The organism is Thermoactinomyces mirandus (assembly GCF_013868055.1).
GTDB lineage: Bacteria > Bacillota > Bacilli > Thermoactinomycetales > Thermoactinomycetaceae > Thermoactinomyces > Thermoactinomyces mirandus.
On sequence record NZ_JACEOL010000043.1, the window covers coordinates 1 to 13,771 of the forward strand.

A 13,771-nucleotide genomic window follows, 5' to 3' on the forward strand; every position below is an offset into this window, starting at 1 on the left:
TTGTCGCCATCCTGAGCATTTTTGGTGTCCTCGTGACAGTCATTGGATTTATCTTTGCGGTGCCTGTCGCAGTTATTATAGGGAGCGGGATTCTGATCGGTGAGCTTGTCAGCGGATTTTTTTCCCGGATTTCAGGAAATGGGTTGTTCAGTGACGAGATGTTGCTTGATATGTTGATCGGAGGTATCGCGGGAGGCATTGCTTCGTTATTTGGCTGGGCCGCCGGAGTCGGAGCCGCTGGCAGCAGTGTGGTACGCTGGCTTGGGACCCGAATCCCCTGGCTGGGAAGAGCCTTTCCCAAAGCCTTTGGCGGGAGCGTTGGCGCCAGTGTCGACCAAAGCCTGTGGGATCTGTTGAAGGAAGGAAAAATCAACTGGAAGAATGCCCTTATTGCCGGCGGATTGGGATTGGTCATGGTATTTGGCGGGGAATATGCCGGTGTCAAATTCTTCAAGAATTGTGTTGCCTATGGGCAGCCAGCTAACAGTTACCTGGCGGTAATGCTCCCCAAACTGGATTGTTTCTACTCACCGGATCGGGGTGGGGGGAATGAAAGTGGATCTTCTGCCGGGAACAGTGTAAGTAAAAGAATTGTTGATGAATTTGGAAATGCCATTCCTTATGGATTTTCCAGTTTAGATGAATATTACAAGTTTGTTGATACATTAAAAAGTGAATTACCCGAAGATACGGTTATATTATTTCAGGGTAGTTCTGTGACTGGAAAAAGTCATAAAACAGGAAAAGCTTTTGATAAAGACAGGACAAGTGACTTTGATATTGCTCTAATAAATGATGACCTGTATCTTCAAGGGTTAGAGGCAAAGTTCCGCTCTAAAACAGAACCGAATAGAATGGGACCATTATTGCCAAAACAACTTGATAAGTTAGGTCTATATGGTATTCAGAAAAAAATGATTAAGATGTCTGGACGTGATGTTAACTTTATGTTATTTGAAAGTGTGGAAGAAGCATTGAGAAGGCCGAGTATAATGGTGGTCAGGTGATATTGATGAATATTTATATTACTTATGGAGTTGCAAATAATGATTTGGAAGCAATCAAAAAATCCTTGGAAAAAGTATTAAATATTGAATTTGAATTACATGAAAGCAGCTATTGGGGAGAGTACTATATATGGAGGTCACCTGATTTCGAAGAAATTAGGATCAGTTACAACTATGTAGATGAGGATTGGCTTGAAAGGAATTTCAGGGAGTACCCTGTTTTGATTCACTTGTCTGAACTAAAAAAACTAGATGAGATAATGCATACAATTAAGAAGGAACTCTCACATTTTAAGTTAATACGGAAAACGGAAATCATACCTGGGGTTAAAAGCAAGGAATACTTGTTTATTAATGATAAACCTTTGTTGATCTCAGAACAGGAGTTAAAAAAATTATTCTGAATTTGATAAGCTGTTGACATTTTTTCGTCAACAGCTTTTATTTATGGCATTGGCCAATCAGGCACATTTTGTGTGCTTCACAAAAAAGGATTCCGAAGGAAGGTCTCATTATGTTCCGAACCAATCCATCCGAAAAAATTCATCAGCATATGGATCACATAAGATAGCACCAAGTTATTTTGGACGTTGGGAGAGGTATCATGGTAGAGGTAAAGTATAGAATTATAGAAGATTTGGATGAACTGAAAACTCTGGATCGAGATAGTTTTGATGAGTGGGGAGAAGTTGAAGGATTTTTTATGATTCGATTTAATGATAAAGCTTATAATGATGCCATTTATCATGAAAACGATCTGCGTCCCGGTGAAGAAGGGTTTTGACTTGATTACCGTTTGGTTTAATCATTTGCTTAAAGCAGTTAAACTACTTGAAAAACATGATTATGTTGCAGTTAATGATATTGAAACTCTGGAGATTTTTATTGAATTTAAAAGGAAAGATAAAACAGATGATATTTATGCTGGTGCAATTACAGTCCCACCTGAAAAGGCATCCAATATTCATGAAGCTGTAGTTATAACTTCATTACCTTACTACAAATACAGATTTATCAACGAAAAAATTACATATCAGGAATTGAAAGCAGAATTACTCAAAAAATGCAAACAATATATTCAGGAACTGGAGAAAATTAATCCCGAGTTGATTTTAGCTGGCCGAATTCAGAGACTGATTACCAAAATGAGTCAATTAAGTAATTCGCTTTAGTATTCAAAAAGGAGTGATTTGATTTATTTCAAAGGGTTAAATTAGGTTAGACGGGAGACGAAAGTCAAACAAAACAACGGTTGCCATGTCCGGGATTTGCCCCAAACCAATGCTTTCCGGAAGGTTGTGTGCGATAATCACCCTGTTTCTTCCCGGAGGGGGGAGGTTCTCCAGTACATATTCCAGGTGTCCGGTGCCAATACGAAATGTGGTAATCGCTATAACGTCAAAGACCAAGTTTTTAGTCCCGATTTTTTATTTTGGAGCAAAAAGAAAAAAACATTGACCCCCTCCAAGTTAACTGTAAGGGAATTTTCCTTACGCTGCTTGAAAGGGATCTTATGATTTGGCATTCCCCGGTAACCCCGGGGGGTTTTTTATTTGCTTTATATCCAGTCGACATCGATCAACTGGCCAAAGGTGATTCGCTTTTTCCATTCGCCATTGGTCATCAGGAACCATCCGTCATAGGGATAAACCTTGCTGACGTATCCATAAAATTGCAGCGGTGAATATTTTCCGGCATAAGTGACGATAACCCTTTTTTGCAATTCGCATGCTTCTTCGAGCAGAAAAATCATATATTCCAGTTGATCCTGGTCAATGGCCGGGGGCTGGTAACCGGAAGATGGCGTTCCGGCAGTATTACGCTGTTGACGGCTGTACCATTTGTGGAATGAAGCTGCAAGCATCATCTTCACCCTCCTTAAACAGAATCATAACCGAATATATGTTCGTATTCAAGGAGGAAAATTGACCTGAAGCAAAAAGAAGCGAATTTGTTTTTATTGGACCAGCGGAAATGGTTTGCACGTTAAAGGCAGGAAATGAACACGAGAAAAAGAATCAAGGATAGAGAAAGGGGCGACCAGAATGAATAAAGTGCAGGATCAGGTTTTGAGTGCGTTAAAGGAAAAAGAGACCATGATCACTCTTTTTTTGGTAAATGGTTTTCAATATCGGGGGAAAATTGTTGATTTTGACAAGTTTACCCTGTCGTTGGAAGCAGATGGACAATTGTTTGTCATTTCCAAAAAGATGGTCAGTACAATTCAAACAACAGAGGCATTGCTCTCCAAAAAAGACCAAGACGGGTTTTAAAAGCCCGTCTCTTGATTGCTTACTTCAAGTCTTGTCCGATCCACTCCTGGAAGTGGGAGATTTTTTCTTTCTCCATCCATTCCAGAAGTTCCTGGTTTATTTTTCTTACAATGGCAGGACCGCGGTAGATCATGCCGGTATAGACCTGGACCAGATTGGCTCCTGCCTTGAGTTTGTCTATTACATCCCTGCCGGTAAAAACCCCTCCGACTCCAATCAGGGGAATTTGCCCCCGGGTGATGGAATAAATGTGGCGAATGATTTGGGTTGACCGCTCACGAACCGGTTTTCCGCTCAGGCCCCCTGTTTCATGGCGTTGCTTTGATGTAAGCCCTTCGCGGGACAATGTGGTATTGGTAGCAATGATTCCATCAATGCCTGCAGCTATTGCCGTGGAGACAATTTTCTGCACTGCATCCGGTTCCAGATCCGGTGCGATTTTCAGAAGCAATGGTTTCTTCTGTTGGTGGTTTTGTGCGGACTGGTCCCGCTGGTGCAAGATTCGGGTCAGCAGGGACTCCAAGGCTTCAGCATGTTGCAGATCCCTAAGCCCTTTGGTGTTGGGAGAGCTGACGTTGATGACAAAGTAATCCCCAAACGGATAAAGCTCGGTCAGCCCCAGAATATAATCTTCGGCCGCTTTTTCATTGGGAGTATCCTTGTTTTTCCCCAGATTGATACCAATCGGGATCGCTGGCCGGTCCAGCTGTTCAAAAGCCTGCCTGGCTGAAGCAATCCCATGATTGTTAAAACCCATTCGATTGATGACTGCTTCATCGCCGGGCAGACGAAAAAGCCGGGGCTGAGGGTTTCCGCTCTGCGGCCGCGGTGTTAATGTGCCAACCTCAATAAAACCGAATCCCAGGGCGGCAAGTGCGGGAAATACATCGGCATCCTTGTCAAATCCGGCAGCCAGGCCAATCGGGTTGGGAAAGGAAAGTCCCCATAGTTTGGAAGCAAGGCGCGCATCCTTTATGACCATTTTTTTGGCTATGGATTGCCGGAGCCAGGGACTGGACTGCATCCATTTTAATGCTTGAACGGTCCGGTCATGTGCCGTTTCCGGATTCATCTGAAACAATACTTTGCGCAGTGCTTGATAGATCACAGTGTTTACTCCTTTCCCTTTTAATCTGAATGTAGCATACCATAACCATTTGATGAAAAAAAAGCTGACTGGCTAAATGAATTGTGGCCAGTCAGCGAAATATTTGTTCCGGATCCGTTGTCAAGATCAGAGGGGAAATCGTTCGTCTGATGTAGTTAATATCTCAGATTGGTAAAAAGATTGGCATTGTATACTTCTTCTTTGCCCACATAAGCAACCATATAGTTGGTTGCATGTTTGACCCAGACTTCAGTGATGATTTTGCCATGCTCACTGTCGAGTGCGATTTGCAAAGCCTCCGGGCTGGCAAAATAGATTTCGCACATAAAAGCAAAATCGTTATCCTTTGTGACAGGTGTTGGACTGCTGTTGGATACCACAAGATCGGTATATTCCACTTTGATGACTCCTGGAACCTGCAATACACGAGGTATTAAAACATTTTTTAGATATTCGATAAACTCTTCGATTCCTTCTTCTTTTTTATAGAAGCCAATGACTTTAAACATTATATACCCCTCTTTCTTTATATCTTTCTGGCGAAATAGTTTATTTGGAAGGAGTAACTGATGTATAAATATATGAGTTCATTCCTCAAGCCCAATAATTCAATTTTAATACCTTTATTAAACATTGTGTAGAATAAGGTGGATCTTTTCAAGATGATTTCATGGTTTTTTACAGGAACTTTTCAATCAATAACACCGGCCAACCTTTAAATCAGCATATTGAAAACGCTTACATACAGAAATAAAGTTTTTCATGGCGCCGGTTCTATATGGTTATCTGGCAATAATTCCTGTCAGCAAACAAACCAAACCTGCAATAATAGGTGCAAGAGAACTGCTTTTCCCGCAATATACCAGATAAATTCCCAACAATTCGAGGAGGAGACCGGCTGTCAGGAAAAGCATTCCAACATAGACCATCACTTCATCCTCTCCTTCCTTGAAAAAAAACTTCCCAAGGTTTATTCGTAAAAATAAAGGATTTTATGGCCTGTTTTGAAAAGAATCTGGTAGGGGCATTTTGCTTTCAATCTTTTACAATGGTTTGCTGGAAAGAATACGAGTTAAAATATAGAAAAAATGATAGTTTGCAAATAAGTCGGAGGGAAATTAAAAGAAAATGAAATTAATCTTCGCAACGCAGAATAAAGAAAAAGTCGCAGAAGCGAAAAAAATTCTTGCTCCACACGGGATTGAGGTTTTCTGTCACCAGGTTTCTTTTATCGAACCGGATTGCGGGACGGTTGAGGAGACTGCCAGAGCCAAACTGGAACAGGTAAAAGAACGGGGGCTTGACTATGTCATGGTGGATGACGCCGGCATCTATTTTGCGGCATACCCCGATTTTCCGGGAGTGTTGTCAAAGCGCATTTATCAACGAATTGGTTATAAAGGAATCCGCAAACTCCTGGTGAAGGAGCCACGGGAGGCCTGTTTCAAAGGGGCAGTCGGGGTTTGCTGGAATGGGGAAATGAAGATTTTTTGCGGGGAGACAAAGGGACGAATTATCGAGGAGATTGATGAAAATGAGTGTTCCTTTTCCGGGTTCCCCTACGATCCCATTTTTGTTCCGGAAGGAGAGGTCAAGGTGTTAAGCCAGTTATCGGAGGAAGAGTCACAGGTGTATTCCTACCGGCGGAAGGCGCTGGACCGCATGGCTGAGTGGTTGAAACAGAAAACAGAAATAAGAAAATGGTAGTCAAGTGAATAGTTCCATGTTATACTACATAAAAGATTCCTTTAGTTCATTAGCGATTTAATATGATGAAGCAAAGGGGAATATTATGACAAAACCGCAAATTTTTGAAAAACCAATGGGATTCAGGGATTTTCCATATTTATTGGCGGAAAAAAAGCGTTTGGTTGAAGATCGGGTACGGCAGCAATTTGTAAAATGGGGCTATCGGGAAGTTTATACCCCAACCCTGGAATTTTTTGATACGGTAGGACAAGCAAGTGAAATCCCTGATTCACGGATGTTCAAATTAATGGATCGTGACGGAAATATATTGGTATTACGACCTGACCAGACAGCACCCATTGCCCGTTTGGTTACTTCCGTCCTGAAACGGGAACCTTTGCCTCTTCGTCTTTTTTATCACGGCAATGTTTTTCGTGCCCAGGAGAAAGAAGCCGGGCGGAGCAGTGAACTGTTCCAGTCCGGTGTGGAATTGGTTGGGCAGTCCTGCCCTGAGGCGGATACGGAAGTAATCGCCCTGTCGATCGAAGCGCTTCGGGCCTGTGAGATTCATTTTCCCATTATCGCCCTCAGCCATGTGGGTCTGTTGGAAGGATTTCTGAGGGAGCGGATTGATCATAAAGCAGCCATTTCCAAATTGAAGCAGACATTGGGTTTGCGTGATCTGGTGGCGTTTCGGCAGATTCTCGCCTGCCTGGATCTCTCTTCAGCAGACCGTCAGGAGATTCTGGCCATTACCCGCTCCGGACTGGAACACGATCAATGGAAATCCTTGATGAAACTGGCAAGAACAGAGCCGGTTCATGATGCATTTGTTTATCTGGAGCGGGTATGGAACAACCTGGAAGCCTCTGGCTGTACCCAATTGGTCAAAGTGGATCTGAGCCTTGTCGGGAGTCTTGATTATTATACGGGAGTTTATTTTGAAGGATATGCGGACGGTCAGGGATTCCCCCTGGTAAGCGGCGGACGTTATGACCAGCTTTATCAGGAATTTGGCGTCGATTTACCTGCTACCGGATTTGCCTTGAAAACAGACCGGCTGCTGGAAGCAAGCCCGCTCAAGCCGGAATTCCCTGTCCGGTTGGCACTCTTCTATGAGCCCCATTTGCAGAAAAAGGCATGGAAGAAGGCAAAATCGTTGCGTGACGACGGTTGGATCGTGATCATGCAGCCGATGGAAGAGGGACAGATCAGGAAAGATTTGCCCGTGGACGACGTTCTTGTCATTGCCGATGAAGGAGGGACATCCCTATGTTAACGATCGCGATGCCCAAAGGACGAATCATGAATGAAGCCTTGTCCCTGTTTCAACAGGCAGGATGGCCTGTCCCGCTTCAGATGGAACTGGACTCGCGTAAACTGGTTGTCTCCATCCCTGAAGCCGGATTTACCCTGTTCCTGGCCAAACCGATGGATATTCCCACCTATGTGGAATATGGGGTGGCCGATCTCGGCGTTGCCGGAAAAGACGTGTTGATGGAGCAGGCCCGCGATGTTTATGAATTGTTGGATCTCGGCATCAGTCCCTGCCGGATGGCGGTTGCCGGAAAACCTGACTGGCAGCCGGATCTTCATCCCCGTGTGGCTACCAAATATCCGCGCATTGCTGAATCCTATTTTAAAGAGCAGGGAGAACAGGTTGAAATCATTAACTTGCATGGATCGGTCGAACTTGCTCCGGTGATTGGGCTGGCGGAAAGAATTGTGGATATCGTTTCCACAGGACAGACATTAAGGGAAAACGGGCTGGTTGAACTGGGATGCATTGCCGAAGTTACCTCAAGGCTGATTGCCAATAAAGGGAGTTACCGGTTAAAGGGTGAAGCAATTCAAGAACTGTTGAATCAACTGGAACAGGTGATTTGAAGGAGGGAGAAAATGATCCGGATCGTGTCAAAAGAGGAACTGGATACACGTCGGAAGGTGGAGCGCGGCACAAAACAGCAATTGGAAACAGTACAGGAAATTATCCGCCTTGTAAAGCAGGAAGGCGATTCCGCATTGCGCACCTTGACCAGCAAGTTTGACGGGGCTGACTTGCAGAACTTTGAAGTAAGCGGGAAAGAAATGGCAGCAGCCCAAACCCGGGTAGATCAGACGGTGATTCATGCCCTGACAAAGGCAGCGTCCCGCATTCGGCAGTTCCATGAACGCCAGCGGCAACAGTCCTGGTTTATCACGGAAGCAGATGGAACCATTCTCGGGCAAAAAGTGCTTCCCCTTGAAAGAGTCGGAGTTTATGTGCCGGGGGGAAAAGCGGCCTACCCTTCATCGGTATTAATGAATGTGATTCCGGCCAAGGTGGCTGGCGTCGAAGAAGTTATCATGGTTACGCCGCCTCTTCCGGGCGGGGATGTCTATGCCCCCACCCTTGCAGCAGCCCGAATTGCCGGGGTGGATCGGGTCTACAAAGTTGGCGGGGCACAAGCGATTGCCGCATTGGCTTATGGTACCGAGAGTATTCCCCGGGTGGACAAAATCGTCGGCCCTGGCAATATCTATGTTGCTTTGGCCAAACAGGCGGTTTTTGGACAGGTGGATATTGACAGCATTGCCGGGCCGAGTGAAATTGTGGTGATTGCCGATGCATCGGCCGACCCGGTACATGTGGCGGCAGACCTTCTTTCCCAGGCAGAACATGATTCCCGGGCTTCGGCGGTTTGCATTACTCCTTCCCGGATCCTGGCCGGGCAGGTTGCCGAAGAAGTGGCGGTCCAGTGTGCCCGACTGCCGCGCCGCAAGATTGCGGAAGCTTCCCTTGAAAATTATGGAGCCATTTGTGTGGTCAAGGATCTGGACGAAGCGTTTTCGGTTGCCAATCGTCTGGCCCCTGAACATCTTGAACTGATGGTAAGTGATCCGTGGAAATGGCTGGCTGAAGTAAAACATGCGGGGGCCGTCTTTTTGGGTATGCACAGCCCTGAAGCGGTTGGTGATTACTGGGCGGGTCCCAATCATGTCTTGCCTACCAGCGGGACAGCACGCTTTTTTTCACCCCTTAATATCGACCATTTTGTGAAAAAGACAAGCATTATTTTCTATAGTGAGGACGCACTTCAGCGGGATGGAGAAAACGTGATTGCCATGGCTGAGGCTGAAGGGCTGACTGCACATGCCGAATCGGTCCGGGTGCGTCTCAACAAAAAAAGGGCAGGTGAGTGATTTGTCAAAAACCGGCAATCGCGTGGGAAAAATAACCCGAAAAACGAGGGAAACGGAAATTTCCCTGGCTTTACAGGTTGATGGATTCGGGCAAACCAATTTGAAAACCGGGGTCCCTTTTCTGGAACATATGCTGGACTCGTTTGCAAAACACGGGAAGTTTGATCTGTTTGTAGAAGCAAAAGGAGATACGCATATTGATGACCATCATACGGTTGAAGATATCGCGATTTGCCTGGGCAAGGCACTAAGGGATGCTTTGGGGGACAAAAGGGGAATCCGCCGGTACGGGAATGCCTTTGTGCCGATGGATGAGACTCTGGGCCAGGTCATTGTGGATCTTTCCAATCGTCCTCACCTGGAGTTCCGTGCCGAATTTCCCAGGGAAAAAGCGGGAAATTTTGATACCGAACTTGTTCATGAATTCTTTTGGAAACTTGCCTTGGAAGCAAGAATTACCCTGCATGTGATCCTCCATTACGGGCAAAACACCCACCACATGATTGAAGCCTGTTTCAAGGCACTGGGAAGGGCTCTGGATGAAGCCGTTCAGGCAGATCCCCGTGTCCAGGGAATTCCCTCTTCGAAAGGAGTCTTGTAATGATTGCCATCGTAGATTATGGAATGGGTAATTTGCACAGCGTATCCAAAGCACTGGAAAAAATGAATCATGAAATTGCCGTTACTTCCGATCCTGAAACGCTCATTCAGGCAGATGCCATTATCTTGCCGGGGGTGGGCGCGTTTGGAGATGCGATGTATGAATTGGGGAAGCGGGATCTCGTAACCATATTGAAAGAAGCGGCGCGTTCAGACAAGCCCATTCTGGGGATTTGTCTGGGGATGCAATTGTTGTTTACGAGCAGTGATGAACATGGATATCATCAGGGATTAAATTTATTGCCGGGACACGTTGTCCGGTTTGAAGGAGATTACAATATTCCGCATATGGGATGGAACTGGCTTTCATTCAAACACCCGCATCCGTTTTTTCGGGGTCTGGAAGAAGGGCATGTCTATTTTGTCCATTCACATCATGTGCTGGCTGACAATCAGGAAGATGTGATCGCCACAACTGATTATTATCAGCCTGTGGCGGCCATTGTGGCACGCCGGAATATCTGTGGAATGCAGTTTCATCCTGAGAAAAGCGGAAAACTGGGTCTTCAGTTGCTGGAACGTTTTGCCCGGTTGAGTGAAAAGGCGGGAGCATTATGAGTTTTATTATTTATCCGGCAATTGACGTAAGAGGCGGCAAGTGTGTACGTCTGAAACAGGGGGATTATGGGAAGGAAACCGTTTATAGCGAAGATCCCTTGCAAGTGGTGCAAGAGTTTGTCATCCAGGGAGCCGAGTGGATTCATATTGTTGATCTGGATGCGGCACGTTCAGGTGGAATGGAAAATTTTCCCCTGATCCGGAAGATGGCCGAGACGGCTTCCGTTCCCGTTCAGGTCGGGGGAGGCGTTCGCAACATGGATCGGTTGGAGCGGCTGCTTCATGTTGGCGTGCGCAGGGTGGTCATCGGTTCAGCCGCGATTGATGATCCCGGTTTTGTAAAGGAGGCGCTGGCCAGATATCCCGGGCAGGTCGCGATTGGCCTGGATGGACGCGACGGATGGGTAGCGACCCATGGCTGGCTGAAAACCTCAAAGGTAAAAGTGACCGAGCTGGCACAAAGAATGAGTGAATGGGGTGCGGAAATTTTTATTTTTACAGATATCAGCCGGGATGGAATGCTAACGGGCCCCAATATTGATGAAGTGCGCAAACTGGCGCAAGCATGCGGAAAGACGGTCATTGCTTCTGGCGGTGTCCATACAGAAAAAGATTTGAAGATTTTGGCCGGTTATCAGCATGAAGGCATTCAGGGGGCCATTGTTGGCAAAGCGATCTATGCGGGAACCGTTCATCTCCCATCAGCCATAAAAGTTACAAAGGAGGCCGGTCGATGATTACAAAGCGCATTATACCATGTCTGGATGTCAAGGATGGCCGGGTTGTAAAAGGTGTTTCTTTCGTTGATTTGCGTGATGCGGGAGATCCGGTTGAACTGGCTGCCCTTTATGACCGTGAGCAGGCAGATGAACTTGTTTTTCTGGATATCTCAGCTTCCCATGAAGGGCGTAAAACAATGCGCGACATGGTGATACGGGCAGCCGAGCAATTAACCATTCCCTTTACGGTTGGCGGAGGAATCGGCACAGTCGATGATATGTTTTCCATTTTGTGGGCCGGGGCAGACAAGGTATCCATCAATACATCAGCCGTTTTAACTCCCGGTCTGATTGAAGAGGGGGCAAAACGTTTTGGCAGCCAGTGCATTGTTGTTGCCATTGATGCCAAATATGATCCCGAAGAAAAAGATTGGTTGGTTTATACACATGGTGGCCGGAAAAGAACGGAAAAACGGGTTCTGGATTGGGCGAAGGAAGCGGTGGACAGGGGGGCTGGTGAAATCCTGTTGACCAGTATGGATCAGGACGGCCGCAAAAATGGATATGATCTCCCCCTGACCAGGCTTATTTCCCGGGAAATTAATGTGCCTGTCATTGCTTCCGGGGGAGCAGGAACCGAAGCCCACTTTGTGGATGTTTTTTTGCAAACAGAGGCTGCCGCCGCTTTGGCAGCATCCATTTTCCATTATCAGGAGGTATCAATTAAGCAGGTCAAGGCAGCGCTAGAAAAAAATGGGGTGAATGTACGTTGATCAATCCGGATTTGGCAAAGTTTGATGAAGAAGGACTTGTTCCGGCGATTATGCAGGATGCAGTCAGCAAACAGGTTTTGACCCTTGCCTATATGAACCGGGAAGCATTGGATCTGACAATCAAAACGGGAGAAGTCTGGTTCTACAGTCGTTCCCGCCAGCAGCTCTGGCATAAAGGGGAAACATCAGGAAACGTTCAGAAGGTGGTTTCCATCGCTTTTGATTGTGACCGGGATGCGGTCTTGCTGCAGGTTATTCCCCAAGGCCCTGCCTGCCACCGGGAAACGTATTCATGCTTTCAGGACGGAAACGGAACAGATACAGGGAATCCGTTTCATATACTGAATGAATTGGAGTCCGTCATTGCCAAAAAAGAGGCAGAACGCCCGGAGGGTTCCTATACCACGTATTTGTTTGAAAAAGGATTGGACAAAATCCTGAAAAAAGTGGGTGAAGAAACCGCAGAAGTGATCATTGCTGCCAAAAACCGAAGCAAGAGTGAGCTTCAATACGAAACAGCTGATCTGCTTTATCATCTCTTCGTATTGCTGCGGGAACAAAAACTGCCGTTTCGTGATGTATTGAAAGAGCTTGAAGGGCGTCGCCGCCAAAAATAAAAGACTGCCGATCACGGAGGAAGGAAACAATAAACAAAGCCTATGGTGTTCTGAAATCAGAAACTTATAGGCTTTGTCCGGTCTTTGCCGTAAATGCGGTTTTGATTGCTGATTTCTATAATACCGTATTTAATTGTTGCGTCAATATTTCTGCGGAATAACGCAGTTTTTGGAGTTCCTGCTCTCCCAGATTCAACTCGATCACTTCGCGGATGCCGGAACGGTTAACAATTGCCGGTACGCCAAGGCAAATATCATTTAAACCATATTCACCGCGCAGCAGGGTTGAAACAGTCAACACCGAATTTTCGTTTCTCAGGATCGCGCGCGTAATCCGGGCCAGTCCCATGGCAATGCCATAGTATGTGGCTCCCTTGCTGTTGATGATATGGTAGGCGGCGTCACGCACATTGGTGAAGATCCGGTCCAGTTCATCCTGTGTGGGCCCCGCTCCCGCCTTCACATAGTCTGAAATCGGCCGGGTACCAATATAGGCATGGCTCCATACCGGCAATTCGGTATCCCCGTGTTCCCCGATGATATATGCATGGACATTTTGCGAATTGACTTTATACACATCACCAAGCAGGTAGCGCAAGCGGGCAGTATCCAGAACCGTCCCTGACCCGATCACACGATAAGACGGGAAGGCAGAATATTTTATAGTCAGGAAGGAAAGAATGTCGACCGGATTTGTGGCAACCAGAAACAATCCGTCAAAGCCGCTTTTCAAAATTTCACTGATGATGCTTTTAAAGATTTTGGCGTTCTTATGGACGAGGTCAAGGCGCGTTTCACCAGGTTTCTGGTTGGCTCCGGCCGTAATTACGATCAGATCGGCGTCTTTGCAATCACTATAGTCCCCGGCGTAAATGTGCATGGGTGAACTGAAAGGTATGCCGTGGTTCAGATCCATGGCATCACCAATCGTTTTTTCCTTGTTAATGTCTATTAACACCAGTTCATTGGCAAGTCCCTGGTTAAGGACGGCAAAAGCATAGCTGGAGCCGACCAGGCCTGTTCCGATTAAGGCAATTTTCGTTGTTTTCATCGAAAAGCACAACTCCTTTGATGTTTTTGCTGAAATCAGGATAAGTTGATAGCCACGGGAAAAGGGTTTGAAGATTTGTGGAATCGGCTGGCATTGGCAGAAATAAAAATTTGCTGAGAAAAGCAGACAAACA

19 protein-coding genes are annotated in these 13,771 nt (G+C 46.1%); 14 read left to right on the forward strand and 5 right to left on the reverse strand.

The window, feature by feature from the left end; genetic code table 11:
* From H2C83_RS13235 to H2C83_RS13250, 4 genes are all read left to right on the forward strand, one after another.
* The coding region (locus H2C83_RS13235; protein WP_220184174.1) for a hypothetical protein at window positions 1-1,007 on the forward strand (1,007 nt) is incomplete at its 5' end.
* Window positions 1,008-1,012: 5 nt separating this feature from the next.
* Window positions 1,013-1,411, forward strand: coding sequence for a hypothetical protein (locus H2C83_RS13240; RefSeq protein ID WP_181741541.1), 399 nt, complete (start codon window positions 1,013-1,015; stop codon window positions 1,409-1,411).
* A 200-nt stretch (window positions 1,412-1,611) separates the two neighbouring features.
* Entirely contained in the window at window positions 1,612-1,791 is a 180-nt protein-coding gene (locus H2C83_RS13245) for a hypothetical protein (protein WP_181741543.1), read from the forward strand.
* On the forward strand, window positions 1,775-2,179 hold the full coding sequence (locus tag H2C83_RS13250; protein ID WP_181741545.1) for a hypothetical protein: 405 nt from the start codon (window positions 1,775-1,777) through the stop codon (window positions 2,177-2,179). The genes H2C83_RS13245 and H2C83_RS13250 overlap by 17 nt, the downstream gene beginning before the upstream one ends.
* A gap of 386 nt (window positions 2,180-2,565) precedes the next feature.
* Here the strand turns inward: H2C83_RS13250 and H2C83_RS13260 are convergent, their stop codons facing one another.
* Window positions 2,566-2,874 carry a YolD-like family protein gene (locus H2C83_RS13260; protein WP_181741549.1) on the reverse strand — a complete coding sequence of 103 codons (309 nt, stop codon included), beginning with the start codon at window positions 2,872-2,874 and terminating at the stop codon, window positions 2,566-2,568.
* A 178-nt stretch (window positions 2,875-3,052) separates the two neighbouring features.
* Here H2C83_RS13260 and H2C83_RS13265 point away from each other — a divergent pair, with 178 nt between their 5' ends.
* Entirely contained in the window at window positions 3,053-3,280 is a 228-nt protein-coding gene (locus H2C83_RS13265) for an RNA chaperone Hfq (RefSeq protein WP_181741551.1), read from the forward strand.
* 19 nt (window positions 3,281-3,299) lie between these two features.
* Here H2C83_RS13265 and H2C83_RS13270 read toward each other — a convergent pair whose 3' ends face one another.
* The 3 genes from H2C83_RS13270 to H2C83_RS13280 all read right to left on the reverse strand — a co-directional run bounded on the left by H2C83_RS13270 (window position 3,300) and on the right by H2C83_RS13280 (window position 5,320).
* Entirely contained in the window at window positions 3,300-4,388 is a 1,089-nt protein-coding gene (locus tag H2C83_RS13270; RefSeq protein WP_312853920.1) for a quinone-dependent dihydroorotate dehydrogenase, read from the reverse strand.
* Window positions 4,389-4,543: 155 nt separating this feature from the next.
* A complete protein-coding gene (locus H2C83_RS13275; RefSeq protein WP_181741553.1) occupies window positions 4,544-4,897 on the reverse strand; it encodes an EthD family reductase in 354 nt (117 codons plus the stop codon).
* Between the two features lie 273 nt (window positions 4,898-5,170).
* The gene (locus H2C83_RS13280) at window positions 5,171-5,320 is read right to left on the reverse strand and encodes a hypothetical protein (protein WP_181741555.1); all 150 of its coding nucleotides are present in this window, start codon (window positions 5,318-5,320) and stop codon (window positions 5,171-5,173) included.
* Between the two features lie 196 nt (window positions 5,321-5,516).
* On the opposite strand from H2C83_RS13280, the gene H2C83_RS13285 reads away from it, so the two are divergent.
* The 9 genes from H2C83_RS13285 (at window position 5,517) to hisIE (ending at window position 12,587) form a co-directional block, all read left to right on the forward strand.
* On the forward strand, window positions 5,517-6,095 hold the full coding sequence (locus H2C83_RS13285) for a non-canonical purine NTP pyrophosphatase (protein WP_181741557.1): 579 nt from the start codon (window positions 5,517-5,519) through the stop codon (window positions 6,093-6,095).
* A gap of 85 nt (window positions 6,096-6,180) precedes the next feature.
* Window positions 6,181-7,356, forward strand: a complete 1,176-nt coding sequence (gene hisZ / locus H2C83_RS13290) for an ATP phosphoribosyltransferase regulatory subunit (RefSeq protein ID WP_181741559.1) — start codon at window positions 6,181-6,183, stop codon at window positions 7,354-7,356.
* Entirely contained in the window at window positions 7,350-7,964 is a 615-nt protein-coding gene (gene hisG, locus H2C83_RS13295) for an ATP phosphoribosyltransferase (RefSeq protein ID WP_181741561.1), read from the forward strand. The genes hisZ and hisG overlap by 7 nt, the downstream gene beginning before the upstream one ends.
* Window positions 7,965-7,979: 15 nt before the next feature.
* Entirely contained in the window at window positions 7,980-9,260 is a 1,281-nt protein-coding gene (hisD, locus tag H2C83_RS13300) for a histidinol dehydrogenase (protein WP_376766365.1), read from the forward strand.
* A 1-nt stretch (window position 9,261) separates the two neighbouring features.
* Window positions 9,262-9,861 carry an imidazoleglycerol-phosphate dehydratase HisB gene (hisB, locus tag H2C83_RS13305; RefSeq protein WP_246333912.1) on the forward strand — a complete coding sequence of 200 codons (600 nt, stop codon included), beginning with the start codon at window positions 9,262-9,264 and terminating at the stop codon, window positions 9,859-9,861.
* Entirely contained in the window at window positions 9,861-10,478 is a 618-nt protein-coding gene (gene hisH / locus H2C83_RS13310; RefSeq protein WP_181741567.1) for an imidazole glycerol phosphate synthase subunit HisH, read from the forward strand. Before hisB ends, hisH begins: the two co-directional genes overlap by 1 nt.
* Window positions 10,475-11,215, forward strand: coding sequence for a 1-(5-phosphoribosyl)-5-[(5-phosphoribosylamino)methylideneamino]imidazole-4-carboxamide isomerase (hisA, locus tag H2C83_RS13315; RefSeq protein ID WP_220184175.1), 741 nt, complete (start codon window positions 10,475-10,477; stop codon window positions 11,213-11,215). Before hisH ends, hisA begins: the two co-directional genes overlap by 4 nt.
* Entirely contained in the window at window positions 11,212-11,970 is a 759-nt protein-coding gene (hisF, locus tag H2C83_RS13320) for an imidazole glycerol phosphate synthase subunit HisF (protein ID WP_181741569.1), read from the forward strand. Before hisA ends, hisF begins: the two co-directional genes overlap by 4 nt.
* Complete coding sequence (gene hisIE, locus H2C83_RS13325) at window positions 11,967-12,587, forward strand: bifunctional phosphoribosyl-AMP cyclohydrolase/phosphoribosyl-ATP diphosphatase HisIE (protein ID WP_220184176.1); 621 nt, start codon at window positions 11,967-11,969, stop codon at window positions 12,585-12,587. Before hisF ends, hisIE begins: the two co-directional genes overlap by 4 nt.
* Before the next feature lie 115 nt (window positions 12,588-12,702).
* Here the strand turns inward: hisIE and H2C83_RS13330 are convergent, their stop codons facing one another.
* Entirely contained in the window at window positions 12,703-13,638 is a 936-nt protein-coding gene (locus H2C83_RS13330; RefSeq protein ID WP_181741571.1) for an L-lactate dehydrogenase, read from the reverse strand.
* Window positions 13,639-13,771 lie beyond the last annotated feature (133 nt).

Coding starts and splice junctions, on each gene's coding strand:
- hisZ (WP_181741559.1), top strand. CDS start 6,181: ATGACAAAACCGCAAATTTTTGAAAAACCAATGGGATTCAGGGATTTT.
- hisA (WP_220184175.1), top strand. CDS start 10,475: ATGAGTTTTATTATTTATCCGGCAATTGACGTAAGAGGCGGCAAGTGT.
- H2C83_RS13245 (WP_181741543.1), top strand. CDS start 1,612: ATGGTAGAGGTAAAGTATAGAATTATAGAAGATTTGGATGAACTGAAA.
- hisG (WP_181741561.1), top strand. CDS start 7,350: ATGTTAACGATCGCGATGCCCAAAGGACGAATCATGAATGAAGCCTTG.
- H2C83_RS13330 (WP_181741571.1), bottom strand. CDS start 13,638: ATGAAAACAACGAAAATTGCCTTAATCGGAACAGGCCTGGTCGGCTCC.
- H2C83_RS13240 (WP_181741541.1), top strand. CDS start 1,013: ATGAATATTTATATTACTTATGGAGTTGCAAATAATGATTTGGAAGCA.
- hisH (WP_181741567.1), top strand. CDS start 9,861: ATGATTGCCATCGTAGATTATGGAATGGGTAATTTGCACAGCGTATCC.
- H2C83_RS13275 (WP_181741553.1), bottom strand. CDS start 4,897: ATGTTTAAAGTCATTGGCTTCTATAAAAAAGAAGAAGGAATCGAAGAG.
- H2C83_RS13285 (WP_181741557.1), top strand. CDS start 5,517: ATGAAATTAATCTTCGCAACGCAGAATAAAGAAAAAGTCGCAGAAGCG.
- H2C83_RS13265 (WP_181741551.1), top strand. CDS start 3,053: ATGAATAAAGTGCAGGATCAGGTTTTGAGTGCGTTAAAGGAAAAAGAG.
- H2C83_RS13260 (WP_181741549.1), bottom strand. CDS start 2,874: ATGATGCTTGCAGCTTCATTCCACAAATGGTACAGCCGTCAACAGCGT.
- hisF (WP_181741569.1), top strand. CDS start 11,212: ATGATTACAAAGCGCATTATACCATGTCTGGATGTCAAGGATGGCCGG.